Here is a 17,687-nt window from a genome sequence, read left to right on the forward strand (position 1 = left end):
TGCGGATAACATGAACGATATACTCATGCTGCATTCCGGCAGCCATTTTGTGGATGCACGAATGAACGATTTGTGCTATAAGAACGATCTTGCTTTTTTGGATGTCTATGAGCTGCCGGATGCCGATCTGGAGCCTTATGTCGGGATGGTCATTCCCGGCCTCATCGACCAGGAATTTCTGACTAAGGAGAAAGAATGCATCCGGCGGTTTCTGGACAGCGGCAAAGTGCTTGTATTCAGCGGGCACCTGTTCCGTCCCTGGCTTCCCGGGGGCTCGAACTTCGTGCCCAAAACGATCCGCAGCCACCGCGATTATCACGTATCGATCCATCGGCCGCATCCGATATTCGAAGGCGTGCTCCCGGAGGATATGACCTACAAGCAGGGGGTAGCCGGTTTTTTTGCCAGAGGGCACCATCCGGTTCCCGAAGGAGCGGAGGTGCTGCTGACGCTGCCGGGAGGAGAGCCGATCGTGTATATCGACCGTAACAGCACCCGGGGGACGATACTGGTTCATTCCGGCAACGATTTGCTTGGCTATCACAGCAATGACAACACGTCGGGCCGCATCGGGCCGCAGCTGCTCCGGTGGATCCGGGACGAGCACCGGCAGCTTCAGGAGAAAGGTGTGGCGATATGAGAAAAATAGCCGCATTATACGGGGGGTGCTCGCAGCATCACCGGACGCTCAACGAGCCGAAGTACCGCCGATTTTTCGATGAGCTCATTTACCTTCCCGATCTGGAGACCGCTTCTTTGGACAAGTACGACGTCTTGCTCTGTCCGTCTCAGCTTCATCAGGGCATGGTGGAAAAATCGGCGGCCAAAATCCGGGCGGTCGCGGAGCGGGGAGGGACCGTAGTGGCGTTCGGTCCGCAGTCGCGGCCGTGGATCCCCGGACATCACTGGGAATTCAGGCCGACCAACTTCTGGTGGTGGCTGGACAAGGATGCACGGAGCGGTCTCGTTCAGGCCAACCCCGGGCACAGCCTGTTTCAAGCGATCACGCTGGAAGATGCTACCTGGCATTACCACGGCGTGTTTTGGCCCCCGGAGGGCTCGGACGTCCTGATTGCCCTGGAGGACAACGGCGCGATCCTGTATATCGACAAGGTCAGTACGGCCGGAACATGGATCGTAACGACGCTGGACCCCGATTATCATTTTGGCTCGTATTTCATGCCGGCGACGGAGCGGTTTTTGGACGGCTTCCTGCCCTGGCTTGCCGAAGGAACCTGGTAATGATCCATATTCGGAATGTGACAAAAAGGTATGGGGAACGCACCGTACTGGACGGCGTGAATCTGCATCTTCATGCCGGGGAGTTCGCTTTCCTGCGCGGCCGGTCCGGTTCGGGGAAAAGCACGCTGCTCAAGCTGCTGTACCGGGAGATCGACGATTTCACCGGCGACATTGCCATTGACGGCCAACCGGTCGGGAGCATGCCGAAATACGAGCTGCGCCGCAAAATCGGCGTGATTTTTCAGTCGTTCGAGCTGCTGGAGCGTAAAACGGTGCTGGAGAACGTCGAACTGGCCGGCGAGGTGCTGGGAAGAAGCGAAAAAGACACCCGGGCCCAGGCGCTTCACCTGCTGAAGCGGACGGGGCTGAGCGGCAAGGAGCGGCTGTTTCCCGCCCAGTTGTCCGGCGGGGAGCAGCAGCGGGTGGCCATTGCCCGGGCGCTGCTGGTCCGGCCGGCGATCGTGCTTGCGGACGAGCCAACGGGCAATCTGGATAAGGAAACGGCGGCGGAGATGTTTCATTTGCTCCGGGAACTGCAGCGGGAATACGGCATGACGATGCTTGTCGTAACGCATGCCGACCGGTTCGTGGAAGCAGTTCCCGCGCGGACATTACACATGGAACAAGGGAAAATATATGAGATTGGCAATGGTTAAGTTTATTGTCCGCGATGCGCGGGAAGGCATTCGGCGCAATGCGGGAGCGGCTGCGGCGGCGGCCGCCATGATTTTTATCGCAATGACGATTTCGGGCGCCTTGTTTATGCTCCGTCTCGGGGTCCATGACCTGATGCAGTATTTGGACGCGCAGCTCAGTATGAAGGTGTATGTGGACCCGGCTTTCGAGACGTCGGAGGTTGCGCGCGTGCTGGAGCAAAAAAGCTACGTCAAATCGGTGCGCATCGAGACCAAAGATCAGTTGGTCGAGCGGATGAACGTGTTTTTCCAGGGCCGGGAGCAACTGCTGGAGAGCTTCAAGGAAAGCGACCTGCCGGATGCGGTACGTCTGGAGCTGACCGATACGCGGCACATTTCGCTCATTGCGGAAGAATTGCGCTCGATACGCGGCATCGCTCAGGTCATTTATCCGCAGCAGTTGGCGGAAACGGTGCTGCACGCCTCCGACCGGATCAACCGCTGGGGCTTGCTGCTGCTTTTGTTTTTTGCAGGCGTCTCGTTTTTGACGGTGTTTTTGGCTGTGAATCTCGCTTTGTATCAGCGGCAAAAAGAGATTCGGGTGAAGCTGCTGCTCGGGGCGAAGCCGGCCCATGTGCGGGGGCAATTCGTATTCGAAGGCGGGGTGATCGGCTTGGCCGGAAGTTTGCTGGCGGCGACCGTCCTGGACGGGCTGTACCGCTATACCATGGCGTCTTTGGAGCATCCCTATAACACGATATTCCATGTGGCTCCGGCTGATTTTTATACGATGATGCTCGGCATCGTGGCGGCGGGCACGGCGATCGGCCTGTGCGCCAGCTATGTGTCGACCGGGAAGCTGATGAAGTATGCGTAGGACGGTTGTCGTTCTTGTACTGTTCTTCCTGTTTGCGGCAACCGGCGCGTACGCCCACCTGACCGGCGCTTTTGCCGATTTTCTTGTTTCCGTGCATGACGAAGAGACGATCGCCAAGCTGAAGCTGGAAATGCAGCGCACGAAGAACGACATTGAAGCCATGACGCCTCAGGTCAGGCAAAAGGAGCAGGTGTTCTCCGCCAGGCGGAATAGCGCAGCCGCCCAGCTGCAGTTTTACGACGATTTCGGCATGGAGGCCTGGCTGAGTCTCATGCTGCAGGCGCAGGACCCGGTCGATATTATAGGCGGCCAATGGTTGATGGCGCGAAGCCTGGACCGGTATATGCAGGAGCTGGACCGGCTTTATGCCGAGTATATGCAGGTGAAGACCGCGAAGGAGTCGCTGGAGGGCCATCAGCGTCTGCTTAGGGGCATGGAGCGGCAGCTCCAGGCGCGGGCACGGTTTATGGCCGATAATTCCGATGCGGCCATAGACCAACTGGCCAATTATTTGGACATTGACTGGATGTCGGAAGTGGAGGAGCCGTTATTGCAAAGTCTGGCTTCGGACCGGGAGCTTGCGGAAAAACAGCTGCCGCAGTGGGCAGTCCCGGGCACAGCCGCAGGCGCTCTCTATAAGCTGGAAGAGCAGTGGCTGAACGATCGGTCGGAGCTTGCGTATTTCTTCCGCGCAGACCATATTTACGCCGTCTATGAAAAGCCGGACCTTCATGTGATGCTGATCGGTCAGCTGCTGAACAAGGAAAACGGTACGGCCGAGCTGCAGTTCGAGGCCGGTTTTTTCAACGGTTTTCTGATGCCTGATACGCTGCTCGAAGAGCTTCGCGGCTTTGCCGTCGGAACCGCCGGGCTGGAGGCTGCGGCGGGAAGTCCGGCTCCGTATTACTGGCAGCAGGCGAACGGGGCGCTGCTGCTGAGAACGAACGAGTAGAACAAAGCTCTCGGAGGATGAAATGAAACGTATTGCGGTAATGATATTCGTACTGATGCTGCTGCTGCCGGCAGCAGTACAGGCGCACATCGTCAATGAAAGCAATCTATACGACGATATCGCGTTTTCCGAAGCGCGGGAAAACATCGTTTATTTGAGCGGGCTCGGCGTCATCCCGTACGAGCACGGCGCGCCCTTGTTCAAGCCGAAGGACAAGCTGTCGCGTTCGGATCTCGCTTATTGGGCCGGTTCGTTTCGCGGCTTGGGGGCGCAGCAATCGGACCCGCAGGCCGTTCGGCAGGCGGTCTTGGCGGAGGGCGGCGTTCCTAGCCTGGATGGGAATGCGACGGTGCGCGATGTCAATCAAGCTTACTTTCAAGGGCGGGCGGAGTTGAACGGGTCGGAGGAGCTGACAAGAGAGCAGTTCGCTTCGCTCATGGCGGCTTATTTGACGACAAAGGTCAACGGACAAACGCTGTTCGAGCAGGCGGGCTATTCGCCCGGTCCGTCCGGGACGGTCGAAGCCGTCGCCATGAAGGAGAGCCAAGGCGCTGACGGCAAGACCGTCAGGACGTATGCCGTCACGATTCAGGGCGTCACGCTCGAGTTAAGCGAACACCCGAGAATCCTGTATGCTCCTGTCGACCCCGGCCTGTGGAAAGGAAAAAGCATCCGGGAATCGTGGGTAATGAACAAGCGTGAAGGCGGACAGCAACTGCAGCTGATTTCGTTTGTCAAGCCGGCGGGGGCGGCTTCGAGCCCGCAGGAGGCCAACAGCGATGAGAAAGGTCAAGCCCATGCGCATCATATGTGTCAGGAAGGCGATTCCGACTGCGTTCCGGCCGGTGAAGGCGCAGGCTTTCCGGTCATTCCTGCGGCGGCAGGGGCAGTGGCGGCCGTGCTCTTATGCTGGTTATTGATCAAAAAAAGAGCTTGAATTCCAACAACAATTAGGAGGATTCATGATGTATGTCATTTATATTCGTGACGGCCGCAAAGGCGAATTTTTAAAAGCGATTCGGTTTGAGGATGTCGAGAAATACCATAGCGGGCAATATTTGATGGCCGTCGCGGTCGGCTTTCTAAGCGTCTACGCGGGGATCAAGGCCTTGTGCGGAGACGAAGCGCCAGAGCGCAAAGACATCTCGATTCTGTCCGGTCACGGCGGTCCGGGGTTCCGCGATGCGTTCGAATATGTCACCCGTGCGGCGTCCCGCGGGGCGCTGACGGTTGACGTCAATTATCCGGTTGCCCAGTATGACCCGCATCGGGCCCAGTCGTACGCATTTGTCTTTTCACTGACCGACGGCCGGTCCGTAGAAGTATCGTTAAAGGAAGGCTTCCTGCCTCTGGAATTTTATGATTTGCTGGAGAAGGGAAGAGCGGGCACACGGACGGAAGCGGATGAGGAAAGGCTAGACGATTTGAAAAAGGAGCTCTGTGACCGGGCGCTGTCGATGCCTCTGGACGATCTGCTGGCCGTTAAACGGCTTTCCTGACCAGAGGAGGTATCCCCTTTTGCCCTTGCCCATGGTCAGAGTACCAGGGGTACCAGGGTACCGGAACGTTCTTTAGGAACGTTAACAGAGACCTGATAAGTTATAACACCAGGCGCAGCTAATGTAAAAGCTGCGTCTTTCTTGATTTACGGCGATGGCACCCGGGAGAAGCGTGGGCCAGGCATGAATGGGTATGAAATGAATAAAAGTCGATTCACTAGGCTATTTCCTATGGCAAGACGGACTGATAGAATAATGGTGTGCAGCAAGACTGAAATCCAGGTAGACGGTAACGCACGCGGAAAACAGCAGCATCAGGGAGGTATGGCGAGTGGAAATCCACCAACTGGAGTATATATTAGCCGTTGAAAAATACAAAAGCTTTAGTCTGGCGGCTGATGAAGTCTGCCTGTCTCAATCTGCGCTTTCCCATTCGATAAGAAAGCTGGAGGAAGAATTGGGCGTCAGAATATTTGAACGTACGACACGCTCTGTCCAGCCGACGCCGGCAGGGGCGCATTTCCTGATTTATGCCAAACGCATATTGGGAGAGATCAAGCGGGCCCGGCAGGTCATGCTGGAATATAACAATTTGGAACGGGGACATATGGTCATCGGCGCCATTCCCAACATCAGTTATTTAGGACTTACGGCGTTAATCGCTTCCTTCCAAAAGGCATACCCCGGCATCCATATCGAGATTCGTGACGGAAACAGTGATGAGCTGATTAAATGGCTGCAGGTATCGGAGATCGATGCCGCCCTTCTTACTCACTTGCATAATGAAAATTATGAAAAAACAATCGATTTCTATCCATTAATGAGCGATCAAGTCGTATTAATTACTCATGCCGCCCACCCCTTGGCCCATAAGAAAATCATTGATTTAGCGGAGGCCTCCAAAGAGAAATTTTTATCTATAAAACCAGGCTATGGGATGAGAAGCTTATGCGAACAAGCGTGTCAGGAAGCCGGTTTCGTGCCTAATATTATGTATGAAAGCAGTCAGGTGGAAACCATTTGCGGGTTGGTGGCGGAAGGGCTTGGCGTAGCATTGTTAACATCGCGGGTAGTCAAATTTATTCGACGTCCCGGAATCGCCATCGTGCGTCTTAAAAAAGAAATCAAAAGAACGACCGCCCTCGCCATACCTCGGGGCCCTGACATCCCTACGGTTCATGCCGCTTTTCGGGACTTCACCATGCAGTGGATCAAACAAAACGCCAAATAGGTCAGCCCGTTTCGGCCTGCTCAAATCAAAGTCATCCCTACCCATTTATGAATTTCATTCATATCTTGAATCGAAAATATCGATTGTATTAATAAGTGGCGTGCTGTACTCTAACTTCAAGGACATTCAATTTATGTAACCAGAAGGGCAGGGTACCGGTTTGCTGAAAGAGGAATTCGAAAAATGGGAGACGGATGTTTTGATCGTCGGTGGGGGAAGCGCCGGGCTGCGTGCCGCTTTGGCCGCAAGGGAAACAGGGGCACGAGTGCTGGTTGTAAATCGTGGCGGTAAAACATATGGCGGGGCTACTTCATATTTAGATAAGTTGATTGAGGTAACCGGGCTTGCTGTGGCTCTTAACAAAGAAGATTCCGATCTTTATTACAAAGAGTTATATGATTTTGGGATGAAAGTAAATTCAAGAGAACTCGTTAGAACCTTCACCGACAATAGTGAAAAAGAATTACGATTTTTGGAATCGATCGGTGTAGAATTTGAACGCCAAGGAAACGAGTACGTCTGGATGCAGATTCCAAGTCATTCCAGGCCTAGAGTGGTTAAGGGCATGAGTGATTTCGGTACCGAAATATTAACGAGATTAGTCAAAGCTTGCGAAGAAAAAGGAGTGCAATTTCTGGCTCATACCGGAATTTATGAGATTATCAAAGATTCCTCCGGGCATCCCAGATGGGCATTAGGCATTCACAAAACGCAAAAATGTACCCAGCCGGTTCAAATCCGTTTTTCCAGTGTTATTATAGCAACAGGAGGGTTTGGAAATCTTTTTTCCTACGCGACGAACCCTCAAGGCAACGCCAGCGGAATGGCCATAGGTCTGGATTTGGGGGCTGCATTAACGAACCTGGAATTCATGCACATTCTTCCCTTATTCGTAAGCCCGATTCGCGGATTCTACATGATCAGTGCGCTATTGTCTCAAGGGAAAATCTTGAATACGGCCAAAGAACCGTTTTCCTCGGGATGGGATCATAGCAGTCAAGAGCCGGATACGGTTACTCAAGGAAATATCACCTTTGAGATTTGCAAGTGGATTGAAAAACAGCAGGAAATGGGCAAAGCTACTTCGGACGGCGGGGTTTATTGGTATGGAACACACCTTATCGATGTGATGAAGCATCGCATTCCCCGTAGTTTGGAGATGTTAAAGGCCCGTAATCTGGATTTAACGTCGCAGCCTGCGATCATAAGTTCCGGATGCCATCAGGCGCTGGGGGGAATAGCTATTAATCCGCAGGGTGAAACCGGGGTAGCCGGATTATTTGCCTGCGGGGAATGTGCCGGAGGGTTCCAAGGGGCTCAGCGTATGATGGGAACCGGAGTGATGGACGCCTTAGTATTCGGCAGCCGGGCAGGGCGGGCAGCTGCTGAAGCGATTGGACAACCTGGAACCAAGCATTGGGTCGTGATGAGCGAAGATGTGAATCGAACGCCTGAATTGACCTGTGATAAAGGGTTTAGACAATTGCATGCCTCCATGGACCGGATCCTCGTAACCAAAAATAAAGAAAAATTGCGTCGTGCCCAAATGGAAGTAGAGTCACTCCAAAAAAGCTTGGAACATTACCCGTTAAACGCCATTCCTTATAAAGATCGATTGCGGTATAGCGAGTTAAAGCATGCTGTATCCATTGCCCAGGCGTTTATTGCTTCCAGCCAGGCCCGGGAAGAAAGCAGAGGCAGCTTTGTAAGAAGCGATTTTCCAGATCAAAGCCAACATTTTGATAAACAGTCGTTTGTTCATCGTATTCAACCCGATCAATTTCAAGTTGCGTTTCATTCATAGACGTTCAACCTATGGAAAGAAGCTTCCTTTACTGTATCGAACCGGATCAAGGCTCTTGATGCCGGTTCCGATCCGTATAATGTCGGGTATCAACGGTAAAGTGTAAGCGCTAACAGATGATCTAGATTTTTTTACTATAAAATGATCTAGGTAAATAAAGAGGGAGGATCGATCAAAATGAAAAAAGCATGGGTTATGGTGATGGTTGCACTGCTTTGCGTTACTGCGGTTCTGGCAGGATGCGGGAATACCGGGGGCTCCAGGCAGCAAACACAAGGCACACCGCCGGAGAATAATGCCGGCGGCAAGCCGGCCGAGCAGGCCAAACCGGTTAAGCTGCAGATCGGGCTGCTGAAATTAACCAGTTCCGCTCCGATTTTTATCGCCATGGAAAAAGGATATTTCAAAGAAGAGAATATTGAAGTGACTCCGCAATGGTTTGAGGCGGCCCAGCCGATTGCCGTAGCGACAGCCTCCGGCAGTGTGGAAGTAGGGGCGACAGGCATTACGGCAAGCTTATACAACATGATTGCAGGCGGACAAAAATTGCTTATCGTAGCAGACAAAGGAAGGGAACAAAAAGGGTATTCCTCCTCCTCCTTGCTGGTTCACAAAGATTCGCAGATTCAAAGCATTAAAGATCTCAAAGGCAAAAAGATCGGCGTGACCCAGACAGGCTCCACCTTCCATTATATGGCGGGACGTTTATTGGAAAAGCACGGACTCAGCTTATCGGACGTCGAAATCACTCCGCTGGGCAAGCTGAACGCGATGAACGACACGTTAAAGAGCAAACAAGTGGATGCGATTCTTACGGCCGAACCGAATATCAGCTATATTTTAAACGAAGGGTACGGGAAAGTGATCGCCAATGTCGGAGACGAAATCGATTATCAAATCTCGGCTATTTTCTTCTCGCAGAAGTTTGCCGACGACAAAGATGCCGCCGTGCGCTTTATGACCGCATACGCCAAGGCAGCCCGTTATTATTATGACGCCGTGCTGGTGAAAAAAGACGGACAACCGGTACCGGGCGCAAACTATGACGAAGTGATCGACATCATAGCCAAGTACACGGATCAGCCTGCGGAGCTGGTTAAACAAGGCCTTCCCTACATGGATCGCGACGGCAGACTGCTGGCCGAAGACATCAAAACCCAAATTGACTGGTATTTCAAAAACAAGATGATTGAAAAATCGATCGACTACAAAACGATTGTGAATACGGAGCTGCTTGAAGAGGGCATTAAGAGGTTAGGGAAGTGACACACCTATGAGAATTGTAATCGACGGCGTGGAAAAAAGGTTTAAAGACACAAAGGGGAAGGAAGTTACCGCATTAACCAATATCAATTTCGTCATTGAACAGCAGGAGTTTGTCGTGCTGGTCGGACCCAGCGGCTGCGGTAAATCTACCCTGTTAAATATTGTAGGAGGGCTGCTCTCTCCAACTGAGGGCAGCGTATATTTTGAAGGCATAAAAGAGGACAAGACACCGAATTTAGGGATTGTGTTTCAGGAAATCGCACTTTTTCCATGGCGGACCGTTTATCAAAATGTCGTATACGGCTTGGAAGAAAGAGGCGTGAGCAAGAAGGAGCAGCGCGAAATAGCGAAGCATTATATTGATATGGTCGGTCTGAGCGGATTCGAATCGGCCTATCCGAAGCAGCTTTCCGGAGGGATGAGGCAGAGAGCGGGGATCGCCCGCGCTCTTGCCATTCAGCCTGATTTGCTGCTGATGGATGAACCGTTCTCCGCTTTGGATGCGCAGACACGCACGCTGATGCAGGAGGAGCTGCTGACGATTTGGAACCAGACGCGGCTGAGCACGCTGTATGTCACCCACAACATAGACGAAGCGGTATATTTGGCTGACCGGGTCATTGTATTGTCGCGTCATCCCGGACAGATCAAAAGCATCATCCATATCGATATGCCCAAGATAGGCCGGAATCAGGAGCAGTTTCGGCTTCAATTCGATGAGTATGCCGATCAAATTTGGCAGCTGATCCGCCATGACGCAGCAGAAGCGCTGAAGGAGGGATAAGGCAGTGGCGGAAACGATAAGAAAATATATAACCAACAAAGTCGCCTTTCTCGAGCAAAGGGTTCCTGTATATGCTCCGGTTTTAGGCATAACCTTCATCGTAGCGGTATGGGAAATCATAGGCCGATCGGGCTTGATTTCTCCCTTGTTTCTTCCGTCTCCTACCAGTATTCTATCCGCAGCATGGGAAATGATCGTGAAGGGAGAGCTTCATCCGAATATTTTGGCCAGTCTGTACCGCATTATCCTGGGTTATCTTCTGGGGGGCAGTATTGGCATCATCGTCGGGCTGCTGCTCGGATTTTCCAAATGGGCGGAATCGGTGGGGACTCCCATCTTGTTCTCTTTTTACCCGATTCCGAAAATCGCCCTTTTGCCGCTGATCATTCTATGGCTCGGCATCGGAGAATTGCCCAAAGTGACGATGATTGCTTTAGGCGTATTTTTCCCGGTGGTGATCAATACGTATTCCGGGGTCAAGAATGTCGATTCGACCCTGATTAAGGCGGCCGTCACGTTTGGCTCGAATCATTTGAACGTCGTACGCAAGGTCATCCTGCCGGGTTCGCTTCCGGTGATTTTTGCCGGATTGAAGCTGGCCGCAGGAACGTCGCTGCTGCTGCTTGTAGCGGCGGAGATGATTGCGGCCAAGGAAGGCATCGGAGCGATGATACTGCACTACGGCAACTTGATGATTACAACCAAGCTCATGGTTGGCGTCGTATTGCTTTCCGTGATCGGGCTGATTTTTAACCGCACCCTGGACTTTTTGGAACGAAAATGTTTACCATGGAAATAAATATAAATCTTTCGCCATATGCCTGATGAAACGATTGTCAGGTAAACGCATCATACATTGACGATTGATGGATATAATGATATATTTTTTTTATTCAAAACCGCTGTTTCATAGGTTAAAATCATATGATTACATTTCAAATAGGCTTACCGGATCACTGGCAGCTCTTAAAATTCCCTGGTTTACATCGGGATTTTTAAGAGCTTTTATTTTTTGTCCGGTACAGCTCCGGGGCATGGTTTGGAATGGAGATACAGCATGATGCAGAAGGAGTAAGCAAATGATGAAATGCGTAATCATGAAGGATATTGGCGGGGCCGATTGCCTGGAAGTGCGGGAGGCGCCGATGCCTGAGCCCAAGCCGGACGAAGCTTTAATTAAGGTGCATGCGGCGGGAATTTGTTATCATGATCTGCTGGACAGATCGGGTAAACTGCATGGCCCGAAGGCCGGGAACATTTTGGGACATGAGGTGTCCGGAGAAGTGGTTGAGCTGGGCAAACAAGCGAAGGGTCTTCAAATCGGACAACAGGTCGTCCTTTTCCACCGCATGTTTTGCGGACACTGCCGGTATTGTCTTGGAGGACGTCAGGATCTATGCAAAATGGGCGGCATTCTTGGCTCCAACCGGCCGGGAGGATACGCCGAGTATGTCTGTGTACCGAGCTGGAATGCCATTCCCCTTCCGCAAGGCCTTTCGCCGGAGGCGGCAGCCTTGGCGGTTTGTCCGATCGGTACCAGTGTCAGAGCCGTCATCTCTGTGGCGGATGTTCGTCCGGGAGATACCGTGCTGGTGACTGGAGCCAGCGGAGGTCTGGGACTGCATCAAATTCAGGTGGCCAAAAGCAGGGGAGCGAACGTCATCGCAATCACCTCATCCTCCGCCAAAGAGAACATCATCAGATCGGTAGGGGCTGATGAAGTGATTGTAAGTCCCGATCTGAAATTTTCCGGAGACGTTTGGAGTCTTACCGCAAAGCAGGGGGTCCAAGCGGTTCTTGAAAACGTGGTGAGCGCTACGTTCGGGGAATCCCTCCGGTGCTTGGCCCCCAACGGAATCGCCGTCGTATTGGGCAATACTGAAATGAGAAAGATCGAAATCGATCCGGGACTGATCATTGGCCGCCGGTTAAGAATAGAAGGGTCTGGAAACCCGACGCTGCAGGATGTCCGGCGTTCACTTCATTTGCTGGATACGGGGCAGGTAAGGCCTGTCATTGATCGAATCGTTCCCTTTACATCCGCCGCCGAAGCACATGCGATATTGGAGCAGCGCAGCGTCTCAGGCCGGATTGTTATGAAAGGATGGTGAGTATGCTTCATTTATCCTATATGTTAAACCGGTTTGCCCGTCAGGCATCTACAAAACCGGCACTTATTGATCAGCATGGCGTAACTTGGACAAGAGAGCAGCTGGTGGCAAGAATCAATCGGGTGGGTAATGCGCTCAAAGGATTGGGGCTAATCCCAGGCGACCGTGTGGGTCTATTGCACGAAGACAGCCGGCAGTATCTCGAAGTGGATTACGGAGTGATGGCGGGAGGGTATGTCCGGGTACCGCTGGACCCCCGTTTGAGCAAAGAGCAAATGGTATCCCAACTGAGGGACGCCGGCGCCCGGGCCATCATAGTCAGTTCCCGGCATACGGAGATGGCGGTAGAGGTTAAACGGGAGCTTGACCATTGTCTCATCTTGTCTACCGGCGGTAAAGCAGGCGAGGTTCTGGACTACGAGGAAGTTCTCAGCCTGGCAAGCCCCTCCATGCCGGAGCGGCTGAACCCTGATGCGCTGGCCAGTCTTAATTATACAGGCGGGACGACGGGACAACCAAAAGCGGTGATGCTGACTCACGCCAACCTGTATCATATTATTTCCAACGCACTTCTGGGCAGGCCCGTTGCAGCCGGCGACGTGTTCCTTAATGTGCGTCCGCTCTGGCCTATTGCAGCCATCAACGTATTGTTCCATCTATTAGGCGGCGCACTCATTGTGCTGGGAGGTCGCTTTGAGGCGGAAACCTTCGGCCGTCTGGTCGGCATGCATCGGGCCAATGCCACCTCCCTGGTTCCAACACAGCTGGTTAGGCTTCTGGATGGAGGCATTGCTCCGACCGAGCTGGCTTCACTGCATACGATCGATATCGGTGCGGGCGCCGTCCAACCCGATGTCTTCCGCTCGTTCCTGGAGCTTTACGGTCCCAAACTAGGCGTGCTGTATGGGCTGACGGAGGCGTCCTGGACGTGCTATTTGTCACCTAAAGAATTTGTCGTGAACAATGAACGTTCCGATCGTTTAATCCGGAGCGCCGGCCGGGAGATGATGGGTTATCGCGTGACGATCCAGGATGAAGACGGTCAGGTTCTGCCTCCGCATACGACCGGCGAGATCGTGATTCAGGGCGCGAATGTGATGCAGGGATATTGGAATCGCCCGGATCTTACCCGGCCGGTTCTGTACAATGGTGAGTTCCATACGGGTGATTTAGGACAATTGGATGATGAAGGTTACCTGTATGTGGTAGGTAGAAAGAAAGAGGTTATACGCAGCGGCGGAAGCTCGATCCTGCCTCAAGAGGTCGAGCATGTGCTGATGAATCATCCCGCCATCCGGGAGGCGGCCGTCGTCGGGGTGCCCGACCGGGAATGGGGAGAGTGCGTGAAAGCTTTTATCGTCCTTCGGCCGGGCCGTCGTGTCACTTATCAAGAGATCGCCGATCACTGCCGTCAACGTCTGGCCAGTTTTATGAAGCCTAAAATCATTGAAGTGGTGGAAAGCCTGCCCAAATCCCATTACGGCAAAGTTTTAAAACATCTGCTGGTTGCCGAGAACGCAAGTGTCAAAGGCGACATACTGCTATGAAATAAACGTTGAAACATAAGAAAAACAGCCTTAGTCCGGAAGGGCTGGACTGTGACCCGCAAGAAGGTCACCGTTCAGGTTCCGAACCAAGGCTGTTTCTTTTTCTGTCAATCAGTAGTTGCCAAGCTCCTTTTGGGCAGCCTCCAGGAAGGAAGTGTTGATCACTTGATTGAGATCAACATCGGTTTTGATTAAACCTTGTGCTTTATACCAATCATAGTCTAACTGAAGCGATTCCTGATTGAGCTTTCCGTAAGGGTCGATTCCGGCGGGAGCCATTTGCTTATACAGTGCGGCATCTTTTACCGTCGTATGTTTCGTTAAGATGCTTACCACTTCATCGTAGCCCTTTTGTTTGAAGAAGGCGTCGTTATAATCCCGGACACCTTTCAGATAGGCCGTCATAAAGCGATTGGCCACGTCAGGGTTATCCTTGGCAAACTTGGAGGAATAAAAGAGTACGCCGGTTTGCGCATTAGGGATGGCATCATGCACACCTTTCCAGTTGACCGCCAGACCGTTGGCTACATAACGAGAAACGAACGGTTCCGGAATGATGCCTACGTCCAGGGAGCCGTTGCCAAAGGCGGTCCCCATGTTCGGAAACGTCATTTCCAGCAGCTCGACGTCATTGAGGGTGAGCCCGCCTTTCTTCAGAGCGGCGGAAAGATGGACGGCATTCGAGCCTGTCTTTGAAACGACGGCGACTTTCTTGCCGCGCAGGTCTTCAAACGTTTTGATTTGGCCGGAATCGATCAGCTCCTTACGGACTAAAAAGTTCACGTAGTTGCTGTCGCTTCCGACATGCCCCTTGTCGGCAACAATCTGAATGTCAAAACCGCGGCTGAGGGCGTTATAAAATCCGGCACTGACCCCGCCGCCGCCTACTTCCAGCTGGCCTGCGGTGAGAGGAGCGATCATATCGGCTCCGGTCTCAAAGGCAACATCCTCCACATCGAGGTTTTGCTGTTTAAAGTAACCTTTCTCCAAAGCAATGTAGATGGGGGCGTCCGCCAATGCTTTTAAAGTTCCGACTCTCACCTTGGCAGGCTCGGCCGATTCGCTTTTCACCGGTGGTTTAGCTTCTTGTTCAGGCGGATTGCTGCTATGATTTGTCGTTGTGGTTGCCGATCCGCAGGCTGATGCCAGCAGCAAACCGGCGAACGATACTCCCAACAGTATTTTTTTGCCCCATTTTTTTCTCATCGTTGTAAAGTCTCCTTTATCCATTGAAGTTTAGTGGTCTTAGTTGCTGCGTCTTTCTGCGAAGGCACGCGCGCGATCCGCAAATCCGGCGGAAGCTTCGATGCCCAAACGCGCTGCATCAATCTCGGCAATGTGCGCCTTGACGGCTTCATTAATCGCCAGGCGGGCCAAATGGGTGGTAGCCTGTATTCCCGGTGTCGGCATGGCGGCTATCTTGACCGCGACTTTTTCCGCTTCCTGCAGTACGTCACCGGCTGTGATCCGGTTGACCAGCCCGTAGCGCAAAGCTTCGGCGGCGGATATCGTTTCGCCTGTAAGCAGCAGTTCCATCGCATACCCCGCAGGAATGATGAACGGCAGCCGAACGGCGCTAATGCCGGAAAGCATGCCGTGCTTTACCTCCGGAAAACCAAGCACCGCATGGTCTGCGGCAATCCGGATATCGCAGTGGCAGGCCAGCGTCAACCCCATACCGATACAAAAGCCCTGCAGGGCGGCAATAACGGGCTTCTTGAGCGGTGTAACAAAACCTGGCAGTGCCCGTTGAAGGTCTTCGGTGGATATCGTTTTTCCCGTCTTCGACATTTCTTTGATATCGGACCCGGCGCAAAAAGCGCGCGACCCCGCCCCGGATAGCAGGATGACCCGGACTTCCGGGTCTGCCGCCGCCTCATCCCAAATCTCGCCCAGCCGAAGCTTGGCTTCAACGTCCAATGCATTGAGCGAATCCGGCCGGTTGAGGGTGACAAACGCGACACCGTCCTTTCGCTTCTCGTATAGCACTTTGCTGCTCATACTGATCGCTCCTTCTTATACATGTTTTCGCCAAGGCAGTAATTTCGCTTCCAGTTCATCCAGAAGAAGCAGCGTGATAAATCCGAGAATGGCAATGACGATCAATCCGACGTACATCTGCTCCACGGAGAACACTTGCCACGAGCTCCAGATCAAATGGCCGATTCCGGATTTGGCGCCAACAAATTCGGCCGACACGATCAATAGAAGGGCGCTTCCCCAAGCCAGCTTAATGCCGGCAAAAATGACCGGCAGTGCGGCCGGAATCACGACCGTTCGAAATATGGTCAGCCGGCTGGCGCCGAATTCCTTCCCTACTTCCAGATAGATGGCGGGGACGTTCATCGCTCCGGTCATCGTGTTGACGGCCAGAATAAAGAAAACGCCTATGGCGATGATCGCGTATTTGGAGGCTTCGCCCAGTCCAAAAATAAACAGGAGCAGCGGCAGTACCGCAATTTTGGGAATAGGGTAAATGGCCGCGATGATCGGGTAGAGCAAGGCGCGAATCACCGAAGACTGGCCTAGCAGGATTCCAACGATAAGCCCGGGGATTCCGCCCAAGGCGAAACCGATCAGAAGCCGCGATAAGCTTATGGTCACGTCATTAAGGAGCTGCCCGTTTTCAATAAGCTTCCAAAATACTATGGCAATTTGCGTAGGCATGGCAAAAAAACGGGTGTCTATCCATCCCAAACGCGCAAGCAGCTCCCAGAACAGCAGCAAGATAAAGGGCATCGTGATGGAGAGGATGCGGTACAGAATCTTGCGTCTGCGGTTCGCCCGCAGCACTTCGTTACCGAAACGGACAGCTTCGTCATGGTTCACATTGTCCAAACTCATGCTAATCTCTCTTTTCTCCTACGTTGTTTTTCGTTCAACTCTCGATCCGGCTGGCCTTGATCACCTCGTCCTTAAGCAGTTCCCACAGGTCGGAGGTTAATTTGCTGAATTCCGGGGTAGTGGCCAATTTGTGAGATCTGGGACGCGGAAAGTCAACGGTAACCTCCGCCTTGATCCGGCCCGGATGCGCAGAGAAGACGATGATCCGATCACCGAGCAATACGGCTTCCTGAAGGCTGTGTGTAACGTAAACCACGGTTTTTTTATTCTCGTCCCAAATGCGCAGCAGTTCTTCCTGCATCAGGAGTTTGGTCTGTTCATCCAAAGCGGCGAACGGCTCATCCATCAACAGCACTTCCGGATCATTGGCGAATGCCCGGGCGATGCTTACGCGCTGCTTCATGCCGCCGGATAGTTCATGGGGGTAGGCCCGGGCAAACTTGGCGAGTCCAACCTTGCCGATGAATTCCTCCGCCTTGGCTAATGCGGTGCGCCGATCCACCCCGCGTATTTTCAATCCGTAGGCCACGTTGTCGATGACACTCATCCAGGGAAAGATCGAACGTTCCTGAAAGACCATCGAATGCAAGGGGCGGTTCTGATCGGACGCTGCGATCTTGACTTCACCGGAACTTGGGGACTCCAGTCCGGCTAATATACGCAGCAATGTCGTTTTGCCGCACCCGCTGGGACCGACGATCACTACGAATTCACCGTCGCGCACCGTAAGGTTCGTCTCCGTGAGAGCGCTCGTCAACCGGTTGCCGGAAGCAAACACCTTGGCGACGTTGCGGACAGTGATCTTCGCCTCAGGTTTTGGCGGTTCGGATGCAGGGCGCTGTATTCCGGGGTCTGAGTTTAGATCTGTTGCTGCCATCAAGTCATTCCTCCTAAC

Annotated in this window: 18 protein-coding genes; 14 read left to right on the forward strand and 4 right to left on the reverse strand. The window is 52.9% G+C overall.

Going from position 1 to position 17,687, the window contains the following annotated elements:
- Window positions 1–10 precede the first annotated feature (10 nt).
- The 14 genes from NR121_RS13965 (at window position 11) to NR121_RS14030 (ending at window position 13,948) form a co-directional block, all read left to right on the forward strand.
- Window positions 11–640, forward strand: coding sequence for a hypothetical protein (locus tag NR121_RS13965; protein ID WP_062410449.1), 630 nt, complete (start codon window positions 11–13; stop codon window positions 638–640).
- Entirely contained in the window at window positions 637–1,242 is a 606-nt protein-coding gene (locus NR121_RS13970; protein ID WP_062410450.1) for a hypothetical protein, read from the forward strand. The genes NR121_RS13965 and NR121_RS13970 overlap by 4 nt, the downstream gene beginning before the upstream one ends.
- On the forward strand, window positions 1,242–1,898 hold the full coding sequence (locus tag NR121_RS13975) for a cell division ATP-binding protein FtsE (protein WP_054818624.1): 657 nt from the start codon (window positions 1,242–1,244) through the stop codon (window positions 1,896–1,898). Before NR121_RS13970 ends, NR121_RS13975 begins: the two co-directional genes overlap by 1 nt.
- The gene (locus tag NR121_RS13980) at window positions 1,879–2,754 is read left to right on the forward strand and encodes a cell division protein FtsX (protein ID WP_062410452.1); all 876 of its coding nucleotides are present in this window, start codon (window positions 1,879–1,881) and stop codon (window positions 2,752–2,754) included. Before NR121_RS13975 ends, NR121_RS13980 begins: the two co-directional genes overlap by 20 nt.
- Window positions 2,747–3,706, forward strand: coding sequence for a hypothetical protein (locus NR121_RS13985; protein WP_062410453.1), 960 nt, complete (start codon window positions 2,747–2,749; stop codon window positions 3,704–3,706). Before NR121_RS13980 ends, NR121_RS13985 begins: the two co-directional genes overlap by 8 nt.
- Window positions 3,707–3,728: 22 nt before the next feature.
- On the forward strand, window positions 3,729–4,643 hold the full coding sequence (locus NR121_RS13990; RefSeq protein WP_062410454.1) for a hypothetical protein: 915 nt from the start codon (window positions 3,729–3,731) through the stop codon (window positions 4,641–4,643).
- 25 nt (window positions 4,644–4,668) lie between these two features.
- Window positions 4,669–5,205, forward strand: a complete 537-nt coding sequence (locus NR121_RS13995; RefSeq protein WP_235594201.1) for a hypothetical protein — start codon at window positions 4,669–4,671, stop codon at window positions 5,203–5,205.
- Window positions 5,206–5,536: 331 nt separating this feature from the next.
- Window positions 5,537–6,436, forward strand: a complete 900-nt coding sequence (locus NR121_RS14000; protein ID WP_062410455.1) for a LysR family transcriptional regulator — start codon at window positions 5,537–5,539, stop codon at window positions 6,434–6,436.
- Window positions 6,437–6,596: 160 nt separating this feature from the next.
- Complete coding sequence (locus NR121_RS14005; protein ID WP_062410456.1) at window positions 6,597–8,240, forward strand: FAD-dependent oxidoreductase; 1,644 nt, start codon at window positions 6,597–6,599, stop codon at window positions 8,238–8,240.
- Between the two features lie 177 nt (window positions 8,241–8,417).
- Window positions 8,418–9,506: an ABC transporter substrate-binding protein gene (locus tag NR121_RS14010; protein WP_062410457.1), complete on the forward strand. Its 1,089-nt coding sequence runs from the start codon at window positions 8,418–8,420 to the stop codon at window positions 9,504–9,506.
- Between the two features lie 7 nt (window positions 9,507–9,513).
- Window positions 9,514–10,290 carry an ABC transporter ATP-binding protein gene (locus NR121_RS14015; RefSeq protein ID WP_062410458.1) on the forward strand — a complete coding sequence of 259 codons (777 nt, stop codon included), beginning with the start codon at window positions 9,514–9,516 and terminating at the stop codon, window positions 10,288–10,290.
- 4 nt (window positions 10,291–10,294) lie between these two features.
- A complete protein-coding gene (locus tag NR121_RS14020) occupies window positions 10,295–11,089 on the forward strand; it encodes an ABC transporter permease (RefSeq protein ID WP_054818633.1) in 795 nt (264 codons plus the stop codon).
- A 280-nt stretch (window positions 11,090–11,369) separates the two neighbouring features.
- Window positions 11,370–12,401 carry an alcohol dehydrogenase catalytic domain-containing protein gene (locus tag NR121_RS14025; protein WP_201023569.1) on the forward strand — a complete coding sequence of 344 codons (1,032 nt, stop codon included), beginning with the start codon at window positions 11,370–11,372 and terminating at the stop codon, window positions 12,399–12,401.
- 2 nt (window positions 12,402–12,403) lie between these two features.
- Entirely contained in the window at window positions 12,404–13,948 is a 1,545-nt protein-coding gene (locus NR121_RS14030; protein ID WP_062410459.1) for a class I adenylate-forming enzyme family protein, read from the forward strand.
- A 111-nt stretch (window positions 13,949–14,059) separates the two neighbouring features.
- On the opposite strand, the gene NR121_RS14035 is transcribed toward NR121_RS14030, so the two are convergent.
- Genes NR121_RS14035 through NR121_RS14050 form a run of 4 tightly spaced genes read right to left on the reverse strand, consistent with a single transcriptional unit; the run spans window position 14,060 to window position 17,669 of the window.
- The gene (locus NR121_RS14035; protein ID WP_062410460.1) at window positions 14,060–15,154 is read right to left on the reverse strand and encodes an ABC transporter substrate-binding protein; all 1,095 of its coding nucleotides are present in this window, start codon (window positions 15,152–15,154) and stop codon (window positions 14,060–14,062) included.
- A 39-nt stretch (window positions 15,155–15,193) separates the two neighbouring features.
- Window positions 15,194–15,949, reverse strand: coding sequence for an enoyl-CoA hydratase/isomerase family protein (locus NR121_RS14040; protein ID WP_074729445.1), 756 nt, complete (start codon window positions 15,947–15,949; stop codon window positions 15,194–15,196).
- 15 nt (window positions 15,950–15,964) lie between these two features.
- Window positions 15,965–16,792, reverse strand: coding sequence for an ABC transporter permease (locus NR121_RS14045; RefSeq protein WP_062410462.1), 828 nt, complete (start codon window positions 16,790–16,792; stop codon window positions 15,965–15,967).
- A gap of 34 nt (window positions 16,793–16,826) precedes the next feature.
- Window positions 16,827–17,669 carry an ABC transporter ATP-binding protein gene (locus NR121_RS14050; RefSeq protein ID WP_256831345.1) on the reverse strand — a complete coding sequence of 281 codons (843 nt, stop codon included), beginning with the start codon at window positions 17,667–17,669 and terminating at the stop codon, window positions 16,827–16,829.
- Between the last annotated feature and the right edge of the window lie 18 nt (window positions 17,670–17,687).

This window comes from Paenibacillus sp. Pae15 (genome assembly GCF_024519685.1).
GTDB lineage: Bacteria > Bacillota > Bacilli > Paenibacillales > NBRC-103111 > Paenibacillus_G > Paenibacillus_G naphthalenovorans.

Coding starts and splice junctions, on each gene's coding strand:
- NR121_RS13965 (WP_062410449.1), top strand. CDS start 11: ATGAACGATATACTCATGCTGCATTCCGGCAGCCATTTTGTGGATGCA.
- NR121_RS13970 (WP_062410450.1), top strand. CDS start 637: ATGAGAAAAATAGCCGCATTATACGGGGGGTGCTCGCAGCATCACCGG.
- NR121_RS13975 (WP_054818624.1), top strand. CDS start 1,242: ATGATCCATATTCGGAATGTGACAAAAAGGTATGGGGAACGCACCGTA.
- NR121_RS13980 (WP_062410452.1), top strand. CDS start 1,879: ATGAGATTGGCAATGGTTAAGTTTATTGTCCGCGATGCGCGGGAAGGC.
- NR121_RS13985 (WP_062410453.1), top strand. CDS start 2,747: ATGCGTAGGACGGTTGTCGTTCTTGTACTGTTCTTCCTGTTTGCGGCA.
- NR121_RS13990 (WP_062410454.1), top strand. CDS start 3,729: ATGAAACGTATTGCGGTAATGATATTCGTACTGATGCTGCTGCTGCCG.
- NR121_RS13995 (WP_235594201.1), top strand. CDS start 4,669: ATGATGTATGTCATTTATATTCGTGACGGCCGCAAAGGCGAATTTTTA.
- NR121_RS14010 (WP_062410457.1), top strand. CDS start 8,418: ATGAAAAAAGCATGGGTTATGGTGATGGTTGCACTGCTTTGCGTTACT.
- NR121_RS14015 (WP_062410458.1), top strand. CDS start 9,514: ATGAGAATTGTAATCGACGGCGTGGAAAAAAGGTTTAAAGACACAAAG.
- NR121_RS14025 (WP_201023569.1), top strand. CDS start 11,370: ATGATGAAATGCGTAATCATGAAGGATATTGGCGGGGCCGATTGCCTG.
- NR121_RS14030 (WP_062410459.1), top strand. CDS start 12,404: ATGCTTCATTTATCCTATATGTTAAACCGGTTTGCCCGTCAGGCATCT.
- NR121_RS14035 (WP_062410460.1), bottom strand. CDS start 15,154: ATGAGAAAAAAATGGGGCAAAAAAATACTGTTGGGAGTATCGTTCGCC.
- NR121_RS14040 (WP_074729445.1), bottom strand. CDS start 15,949: ATGAGCAGCAAAGTGCTATACGAGAAGCGAAAGGACGGTGTCGCGTTT.
- NR121_RS14045 (WP_062410462.1), bottom strand. CDS start 16,792: ATGAGTTTGGACAATGTGAACCATGACGAAGCTGTCCGTTTCGGTAAC.
- NR121_RS14050 (WP_256831345.1), bottom strand. CDS start 17,669: ATGGCAGCAACAGATCTAAACTCAGACCCCGGAATACAGCGCCCTGCA.